The sequence below is a fragment of the Desulfurivibrio nitratireducens genome (assembly GCF_044068515.1).
Lineage (GTDB): Bacteria > Desulfobacterota > Desulfobulbia > Desulfobulbales > Desulfurivibrionaceae > Desulfurivibrio.
This window is the reverse complement of sequence record NZ_JBIPKI010000065.1, coordinates 1-9,102: the sequence shown is the minus strand read 5'-3', so window position 1 is coordinate 9,102 and position 9,102 is coordinate 1. Positions and strand designations below refer to the sequence as shown.

Sequence of the window (9,102 nt, the reverse complement as noted above, 5' to 3'; positions counted from 1 at the left end):
GACCTTCGTGGCGGCGGCGGGCACCTTCGTGGCGGCCGATTTTGCTCTGCTCAAGACGGAGGAAAACCGCTTGCGGGCCGGCCATGAAGAGGAACTGGTCCGGGAACTGGCCGCCAGCCGGGAAGCAACCCGCGGCTTGCTGCAGGCCCAGCTTGACCTGGTGCTGGCCGAAGCCGACGCCCATTACCGGCAGGCCCTGGTCCAACCCTATGAAATGTTGGGAGCGGAAGAACGTTTTCGGATCTTCAATAATAAGAGATAAAACTCTGGCAAATTGCCGGCAACCCGGCCGGGGCCGGGGTTAAAGGAGGCGAGGAGGCGGGATGAGCGGCTTGATTGCCCGGGCGGCGGCGGCGCTGCATGGTTCCCGGTTGACCCTGGCTCTTACCGGGGCCGGAATTTCGGTGGAATCGGGGATTCCCGATTTCCGCAGCGCGGCCGGGTTATGGGCCAGGTACGACCCGGCGGAGTATGCCACGATCGAGGCCTTTCTGCAGGATCCTCGCAAGGTCTGGGCGATGCTCAGGGAGATGGATCAGTTGATTGCCCAGGCCCGGCCCAATCCGGCCCACCTTGGCCTGGCCGAACTGGAGCGGCTGGGCTGGCTGGACCAGATTATCACCCAGAACGTCGACAATCTCCATCAGGCCGCGGGGGCCGCCAGGGTTATCGAGTATCACGGCAATGCCGGCACCCTGTCCTGCCCGGGTTGTGGTCGGAGCTATCGCGCCGCGGCCAAACGCAAAGAGGCGGTCCCGCGTTGCCGGTGCGGCATGGTCCTCAAGCCGGACGTGGTTTTTTTCGGCGAGGATATTCCCGCCGCCGCGCTGGAGCGCTCCTTTCAGCTGGCCTCGGCCGCCGAGGCGCTGCTGCTGGTCGGCACTTCGGCCGAAGTGGCTCCCGCCAACACGATTCCCGTCCTTGCCAAGGAGCGGGGCGCAATCATCATCGAGATCAATCTGGAGCGCACCCCCCTCACCGACTCCCTGACCGATATTTTTCTTGAGGGCCCGGCTGCTGCGACGATCCCCGCCCTGGTGGCCGAACTTAAAAAAATGAAGCCCAAGGCGGGAAACTGATGTCATCGATCTTTGCCCTGCTGGACTGCAACAACTTCTATGTCTCCTGCGAACGGGTTTTCAATCCCGGGCTGGCAGGCCAGCCGGTGGTGGTCCTCTCCAACAACGACGGCTGCGTGATCGCCCGCTCCAACGAGGCCAAGGCCCTGGGCATCGCCATGGGGGAACCCTGTTTCCGTTGCAAAGCCCTGCTCGAACGCCACCGGGTCCGGATCTTTTCCTCCAATTACGCCCTTTATGGTGACATGTCCCGCCGGGTGATGGAGGTGCTGGGAGCTCTTGAGCCCGAGGTGGAGGTTTATTCCATCGATGAGGCCTTCTTTCGCCTGCCCGGGGCTGCCGAGGATACCCTGCGCCGGCTCGGGGGGCGGATCCGCCAGATCATCGGTCAATACACCGGAATCCCGGTTTCCATCGGCTTTGGCGCCACTAAGACCCTGGCCAAGATCGCCAACCGCCTGGCCAAGACAAACCTTGAGTACGACGGAGTCTTTGCCCTGTTGCCGGAAGGTGATATAGCTGCCGTCCTCAAGGGGATTGCCGTCGGGGAAATCTGGGGAATCGGGCCGCGCTCCAGCCGCAAGCTGGCCGGCCGGGGCATCCGCACCGCTTTTGATCTGAGCCGGGCCGACGAAGCCTGGGTCCGGCGCAATCTGAGCGTCACCGGGGTCCGCACCAGCCATGAACTGCGGGGGATCCCCTGTTTCGGCCTGGAGCAAAGCCCGCCGCCGCCGCACTCCCTGGCCTGTTCCCGCTCCTTCGGCACTCCGGTAAGCACCTTGGCCGAGATGCGTGAAGCCACGGTTTCCTACGTATCCCGGGCGGCCGAGAAGCTCCGCCAACAAAGGCTCCAGGCCGGCTGCCTGAGCTTGTATCTGACCACCAACCGTTTCCGGGCCGACCAGTCCCAGTACGCCGCCGGCCGAACCCTGATCCTGGCCGGCCCCACCGCCGACACCTCGGTGCTGATCGCCCAGGCGGTCCGCTGCCTCAAGGAGCTTTTTCGGCCGGGCTATGCCTACCAGAAAGTGGGGGTGATCCTGACCGACCTGATCCCCGCCCGGATCCACCAGGCCAACCTTTTCGTCCCCCCCGGCCGCAACCGCGGCAACCTCCAGCAGGCCCTGGACCGGATCAACCGGATCTGGGGCCGGGACACCCTCCAGTATGCCTCGGCCGGGTTGAGCAAGCCCTGGCACCATAAACAGATGCGCAAATCCCCCTCCTATACCACCAATTGGCAGGAACTCCCTCTTGTCCAGGCGACCGATGGCCGGCGTCGTGATCGGCGGTGATGGGATGGGAAAAAGCTTGCCGGCAAAGCTTGCCGGAGTACATTGTCCCGGCTGGCATGAGCAGTCCGCCCGGCTGCCACATGGTATGCCCCACAGGGCAGGGACCGGGCAGGGCGGCATTGCCTCAAGATTCTGGCCGGCAGACTCAAGCCATGCAGGCGGTCTTGGTTGACGACAGGAGATGGAGTTGATGTTCATCGGTAAGCACTATGGGCCGGCGCAGGGAAACAAAATTCAACAAAAACAGGACCAGCCATGAATGATGCGAGCCAGAACGGGGCATGTTTGGCCGACCGGGAGGCGGCCTCCTTGCGCTTGGCTGCCGTCGGGCGCAAGGAGGAAGCGTTACAGGCGCTTTTTGACCTCATTGTTGAACGGGCCGAGGCCAAGGATTTCGCCAACGCCGAACGGCTGCGGAAACTGCTCTACGATATCGATCCCCTGGCCCTGACCGAGATCGTCCATTCCGGCGAAATCATCGAACAGGAAAAAACCGCCGGGATTGAGCGGGGTCAACTGCAAGCCTGGACCAACCTGCTTGAATTTCTGACCCAGGAGGAATTCAACACCATCTATCATGGGATGGAGAAGCGGGATTATGGTGCCGAGCAGACCATCGTCAGCCAGGGCGCGGCCAACAGCGAACTATATTTTATCAACCAGGGCAGAATCAAGGTTTCCTACCTCAAGGAACAGCGGGAAATTTATATAAAATCTCTCAGCCGGGGCCAGGTGGCCGGAGAGAATTTTTTTACCCCTTCATTCTGGACCGTCAGCCTGACTGCCCTGACTCCGGTCAATATTGCCGTACTTCCCAAGCAGAAACTTGCCGGTTGGGAAGAAAGGCATCCCGGCCTGGAAGCAAAAATCAGGGACTATTGCCAAAGGTTCAACGACATCGATGAGGTAATCAGAAAAAAAGGCCTGGAACGTCGGGGATCTCGGCGTTTCCCCCTGACCCGCAAGGTGATGGTCCAGATCAGCGACCAGGCGGGAAAAGTTGCCGGCCGGGGGTTCCAAGTGGAATTGGTCGACATTTCCCGGGAAGGTCTAGCCCTGGTGGTCCATATTGCCAAACGGGAAAATGCCCGCCTGCTGTTGGGCCGCAATCTGCAAGTGACATTTCCCGCCGGCGGCCGGCAGCCAAGGTCCTTTGACGGGCTTGTCCTGGCGGTCCAACCGCTCCAGTTGCTGGAAAACATTTTTTCCGTTCATCTTAAACTTAGCAACCGCCTCGACCAGGAAACAATTCAGGCCCTCCGGCAAGAGGGCTGAAGCTGAGGCTGCGGCCCAGGGCTGTGTTAAATCAGGCATGTTCAACAATTTGTGCGTTTTGGTTGGGCGGATCAAGCTCTAGCGGCCGGCGGCAGCCAGCTCGGCCCAGGCGCCGGTGGTTGGGCCAGCGGCGATTTTTGCCTGACAAATAACGAACTTCGACCATTTTTTAGCGATCAGGCGCCATTTGGTTTTTGTTGACATCCCTTATGCCAGTTGCTAAACATTATTCTTTCGGCTTCGCAAAGCCGGAAGCGTGGTTGTGTGTTGTCTTGGGCTGTTGCCCCGGGCGGCAAACCAACTTATCCACCCATCACCGAGGAGAAAAATTATGATGCTCAAGACCTGCTTCAAGCTCGTTACCGGGATCGCGCTGGCTGCCACCGTAATGGTCGGCGGCACCGCGCTGGCTCAGGATCGGACCGGCTGGCCGTCGTCCATCAAGGTCGGCACCGCCTCCCAGGGGGGTGTTTATTTTGTTTACGGAGCCGGTTGGGGCAACCTGGTCCAGGAATTTCTGGGCGTCAACGCCACCGCCGAAGTAACCGGGGGCCCGACCCAGAACATGGCCCTGGTTCACGCCGGCGATCTTGAGTTCGGCATGACCACCATGGGTCCGGGTTATGATACCTGGACCGGAGAAAGCGAGATCGCCCCCGGCGTCAAGATGCAGAACGTGCGGGCCATGTTCCCGATGTATCAGACTCCTTTCCAGATCATCGCCCTTCAGCGCTCGGGCATCTCCAAAGTCGCCGACCTCAATGGCAAGCGGGTGGGCGTAGGCCCGCGCGGCGGGACGGCCGGGTCTTACTGGCCGCGCTATTTCGCCGACCTTGGTCTGAGGGTCAATGTCAGTTACGGTGGCGCCAGCGACCAGGTCGGCCAGGTTCAGGATGGTCTGATCGATGCGTTCGCCTTCGCCGCCGGGGTACCGATTCCCGCCTTCAGCCAGCTCGAGGCCCAGCATCCGGCCAATGTCTTCTCGGTCAACGAGGAAGAGATGGCGAAACTGCTGGCCAAGTATCCCTCCATCAGCCGCTTTGACCTCCCCGCCACCGCCTATCGGAGCCTGGACAAGTCTACGCCCACCATCGCCATGTGGAACTTCGCCATCGCCAGCAAAGATATGCCGGAGAGCCTGGTTTACGAGATCATGAAGGTGGTGCTGGACAACAACGACCGGATGCTGCAAATCCATCGCTCCGCCGTCGAAACCCTGCCTGAAAACATGGTTAACAACGGCTTCATGTGGTTCCACCCCGGCGCCATCCGCTACTACCGCGAGAAAGGTTTTGAAGTGCCCGATCACTTGATTCCGCCCGAAGCCAAAAGCTGAGCTGCATCGGCTGTTCCCCTCCCCCGGGTTCGCCGGGGGAGGGTGATCCGTCCCCATTTTCCCCCCCGTAGATGAGGGCGGGCATATCGTCGGAGAACTATCCCTGATGAGCACCGAGACAACTCAGCCGGGGCGGATTGTTGCCTCGGGTACCGACCAAGCAGATGCTGCCTTCGGTGGCAAGCACCACCTGCCTTCCTGGATAGGATACCTTTTGTTCTGGGCCTGCGTGAGCTACACGGTATTTCACCTGATGGTCCTGAACGTCTATCCCATTGAAACCTGGGCCTTCCGGATCATCCACGTGGCCGGCGGCCTGGTTCTGGGCTATGCCCTGCTGGTCGCGTCGGCGTCGCCGGCCCGGATAAAGCCCGTCCGTTCCAACTTGGAATACCTACCCATGGTGGTCGCCGGAATTCCGGCCCTCTACGCCCTGGGTGCCATCGGCTACGCTTTTCTGCTGCGGCATGGCATGGGGGTGATGAACCCGCCCCCCTGGCTGTTCAAGACCTTCTCCCAGGCCCTGCTGGTCTCGGTGATCCTCGCCATTGTGGCCTCCTGGGTCGCCCGTAAGCGGCGGCGGGCCCTGGACTGGTATTATTTGGCCCTGATCCTGGGGAGCATTTCAGTCTGCGGCTACCTGCTCTTCAATCTCAACGCCATCCAGTTCCGGGCCGGAGTCATGCCGACCCAGCCCGACTACCTGACGGCCCTGGCCGGGGTGTTGCTGATCCTGGAACTCACCCGGCGGGTGGCCGGGATGGCCCTGGTGGTGATTGCCGGGGTTTTTATCGCCTACTCCTTCACCGGCCCCTACCTGCCCGGCTTCCTGCAGCACAGCGGCTATAAATTCGACCGTTTCTTCACCTACATCTATACCGATAACGGCATTTTGGGGCCGACCACGGCGGTTTCGTCCACCTACATCGTGCTGTTCATCACCTTCGCGGCCTTCCTCCAGGCCTCCAAGGTGGGCGACTATTTTGTCAACTTCGCCTTTGCCCTGGCCGGCCGGGCCCGGGGAGGGCCGGCCAAGGTGGCTGTTTTCGCCAGCGGCCTGATGGGGATGATCAACGGGACCTCGGCGGGCAACGTGGTGGCCACCGGTTCGCTCACCATTCCCCTGATGAAACGGGTCGGTTACCGGCGGCGCAGCGCCGCGGCCATTGAAGCGGCCGCCTCCTCCGGCGGCCAGATCATGCCGCCGATCATGGGGGCCGGCGCCTTCATCATGGCCGAGATCACCGGGATTCCCTATACCGATCTGATCGTGGCAGCCCTGATCCCGGCGGTACTCTATTTTGCCTCGGTCTATTTCATGGTAGATTTCGAGGCCAAGCGGGTCGGCCTGCAGGGTTTGCCGGCCCATGAGTTGCCGGTGGTGAGTCAGCTGCTGAAAAAGGCCTACCTCTTTTTGCCGGTGGTTATCCTGATCGTTGCCCTGTTCATGGGCTATTCGGTGATCCGGGCCGGAACCACGGCCCTGGTCAGCGCCATCGTGGTCAGTTGGCTCACCAATCACCGGCTTGGCCCCCGGGGCACCGTGAATGCCCTGGAAGCGGCGGCCAAAATGTCCATCCAGTTGATCGCGGTCTGCGCCTGCGCCGGGATCATCGTCGGGGTGATCGGGCTGACCGGGGTGGGACTGCGCTTCTCTTCGTTGTTGCTGGGCCTGGCCGAAGCCAGCCAGCTCCTCGCGATGTTTTTTGCCATGGTAATCGCCATTCTGCTCGGGATGGGCATGCCCACCACGGCGGCCTACGCGGTGGCTGCAGCGGTGGTCGCCCCCGGCTTGATTCAGATGGGGATCACCCCTTTGGTCGCGCATTTTTTCGTGTTTTATTACGCGGTGATGTCGGCCATCACCCCGCCGGTTGCCCTGGCGGCCTATGCCGGAGCGGCCGTGGCCGGCTCCGACCCCATGCGAACCTCGGTGGCCGCCTTCAAAATAGGCCTGGCCGCCTTTATCGTCCCGTTCATGTTCTTCTACAGTCCATCCTTGCTGATGGTGGGCGAATGGACGGTGGTGGGCCGCACCATGGTGACCGCCCTGATCGGGGTTTACCTGCTGGCGGCCGCGGTGCAGGGGTATTATTTCGGGATTATCGCCAAGCCGTTGCGGCTGGTGCTCCTGGTTGGAGCCGTGGCCATGATCTCGGGCGCCTTTGTGACCGATATGGTCGGCATGACCATCGCGGTGGCATTGTTTGTCTGGCAGCGTAAAATCGCCGCCGGGGCGAAGGGAGATCCCGCGCCCCAATCTTAACCATTTAATCTAATCGCCAGGGAGGTTTCCGTGCCCCACAATAACTATCGCTTCAACTATGACGAGTATGGCAACACCCGGGAAATCGTGGTCCTCAACGAAGGTTTGGGCGTTTGCGACAATTCCTTCACCAATAAGGGTACCACCTTTACCATGGAGGAGCGCGACCGCTTCGGCCTCCACGGCGTCCTGCCGCCCAGTGTGCGGACCCTGGATCAGCAAATCGAAAACAGCCGCCTGGCCATCGAGCAAAAGAGTACCGATATTGAAAAGTTCATCTACATCCGCTCGCTTTTCGACCGCAACGTCACCCTGGCCCATGCCTTTATCGCCAGCGATATAGAGCGCTACCTGCCCATAATCTATACCCCCACCGTGGGCGAGGCCTGCCGCCATTACTCTTCCATGTTCCGCAAGGCCCACGGTCTCCATTTTTTCCCCGGCAATATCGATCGGGCCCGGGAGATTCTCCGCGGCTTCGTTGATCGCCAGATCCGGGTGGCGGTGGTCACCGACAACCAGGGAATCCTCGGCATCGGCGACCAGGGGGTGGGGGGCATTGCCATCTGCGTGGGCAAGCTGATGCTCTATACCCAGGGGGCGGGGATCGCTCCCTGGCATTGCCTGCCGATTTCCCTGGACGTCGGCACCGACAACCAGACCTTGTTGAGTGACCATAATTATCTGGGCTGGCGCCACCCGCGGCTCAAGGATGGAGAATACATCGAGTTCGTCCAGCGTTTTGCCCGGGCTTTCAAGGAGGTGTTCCCCCAGGCCCTTTGCCAGTGGGAGGACTTCTCCAAGCAGAACGCCTTTGCCATCCGTGATACCTATCTCCACGAACTGGTTTCCTTCAACGACGATATCCAGGGAACCGGGGCCATTACCCTGGCCGCTATCATCTCGGCCCTGCGGGTCAAGCGGGAGAAACTGACCGACCAGGTTTACCTGATTCACGGGGCCGGGGCCGGCGGTATCGGAATTGCCGAGCAGATCGAAGCTGCTATGCTGGAAGAAGGGATTTCTTCCTCGGCGGCCCGAGCCCGGATTTTCACAGTGGACAGCCGGGGGCTGGTCACCACCGATCGGCGCCTGGAACCCTACAAGGAAAAGTTCGCCAAGGATCCGGCCGAGTTGTCCTGGATGAAGGAGGCGGCGGATGCCTCGCTGCTCAACGTGGTGAAGAAGGCCGGCGTCACGGTACTGATCGGTACCTCCGGGCAACCGGGCTGTTTCGATCAGGAACTGGTGCGGGCGATGCTGGCCAATACAGACCGTCCGGTCATTCTGCCCCTGAGCAACCCGACCATTCAAAGCGAAGCCCGGCCCGCCGACCTCGACCAGTGGAGCAGCGGCCGGGTGCTGGTGGGAACCGGCAGTCCCTTTGCCCCCCTGGTTCGCGACGGCCGCACTATCCGGGTGGGGCAGTGCAACAATGCTTTCATCTTCCCCGGCGTCGGGTTGGGGGTACTGGCCTCCGGCGCCCGCGAGGTTTTGCCCCAGTTCTTCACGGCGGCGGCCCGGGCGGTAGCCGATCAGGTGCCGGCCGTGGATCTCGAACAGGGAGTCTTGCTGCCCCTGGTTCAGGACCTGAAGGCCGTGAGCCGGGAAGTAGCCGTCGCGGTGGGGAAAAGCGCCATTGAAAACGGAGTGGCCGGCCCCTGTGCCTTCAGCACATTCCAGCATGAAGGCGATCCCGAACGGTTGATGCGCCTGATCGACGGCATGCGCTGGCAGCCTCGCTACCTGCCCCTGGTACCGGGTTGAGGATAAGGGGGTTCCAAACTCCGAGACTGCGGTAAACCAGCCAATAATCCCCAGCGGGAACGCGCCGTTCATGGTGCGTTCCCG

General features: G+C 61.5%; 7 protein-coding genes. All 7 read left to right on the top strand.

Annotated features, from left to right (window positions below; translation table 11 throughout):
* On the top strand, window positions 1-262 hold a 262-nt coding region (locus ACHHTY_RS11365; protein WP_395494278.1), incomplete at its 5' end, for a hypothetical protein.
* 61 nt (window positions 263-323) lie between these two features.
* A complete protein-coding gene (locus tag ACHHTY_RS11360; RefSeq protein WP_395494277.1) occupies window positions 324-1,079 on the top strand; it encodes an SIR2 family NAD-dependent protein deacylase in 756 nt (251 codons plus the stop codon).
* Window positions 1,079-2,374 carry a Y-family DNA polymerase gene (locus ACHHTY_RS11355; protein ID WP_395494276.1) on the top strand — a complete coding sequence of 432 codons (1,296 nt, stop codon included), beginning with the start codon at window positions 1,079-1,081 and terminating at the stop codon, window positions 2,372-2,374. The genes ACHHTY_RS11360 and ACHHTY_RS11355 overlap by 1 nt, the downstream gene beginning before the upstream one ends.
* A gap of 255 nt (window positions 2,375-2,629) precedes the next feature.
* A complete protein-coding gene (locus ACHHTY_RS11350) occupies window positions 2,630-3,649 on the top strand; it encodes a cyclic nucleotide-binding domain-containing protein (RefSeq protein WP_395494275.1) in 1,020 nt (339 codons plus the stop codon).
* A gap of 334 nt (window positions 3,650-3,983) precedes the next feature.
* A complete protein-coding gene (locus ACHHTY_RS11345; protein ID WP_395494279.1) occupies window positions 3,984-4,985 on the top strand; it encodes a TAXI family TRAP transporter solute-binding subunit in 1,002 nt (333 codons plus the stop codon).
* A 106-nt stretch (window positions 4,986-5,091) separates the two neighbouring features.
* Entirely contained in the window at window positions 5,092-7,251 is a 2,160-nt protein-coding gene (locus ACHHTY_RS11340) for a TRAP transporter permease (RefSeq protein ID WP_395494274.1), read from the top strand.
* A 30-nt stretch (window positions 7,252-7,281) separates the two neighbouring features.
* A complete protein-coding gene (locus ACHHTY_RS11335) occupies window positions 7,282-9,018 on the top strand; it encodes an NAD-dependent malic enzyme (protein WP_395494273.1) in 1,737 nt (578 codons plus the stop codon).
* Window positions 9,019-9,102: the final 84 nt, after the last annotated feature.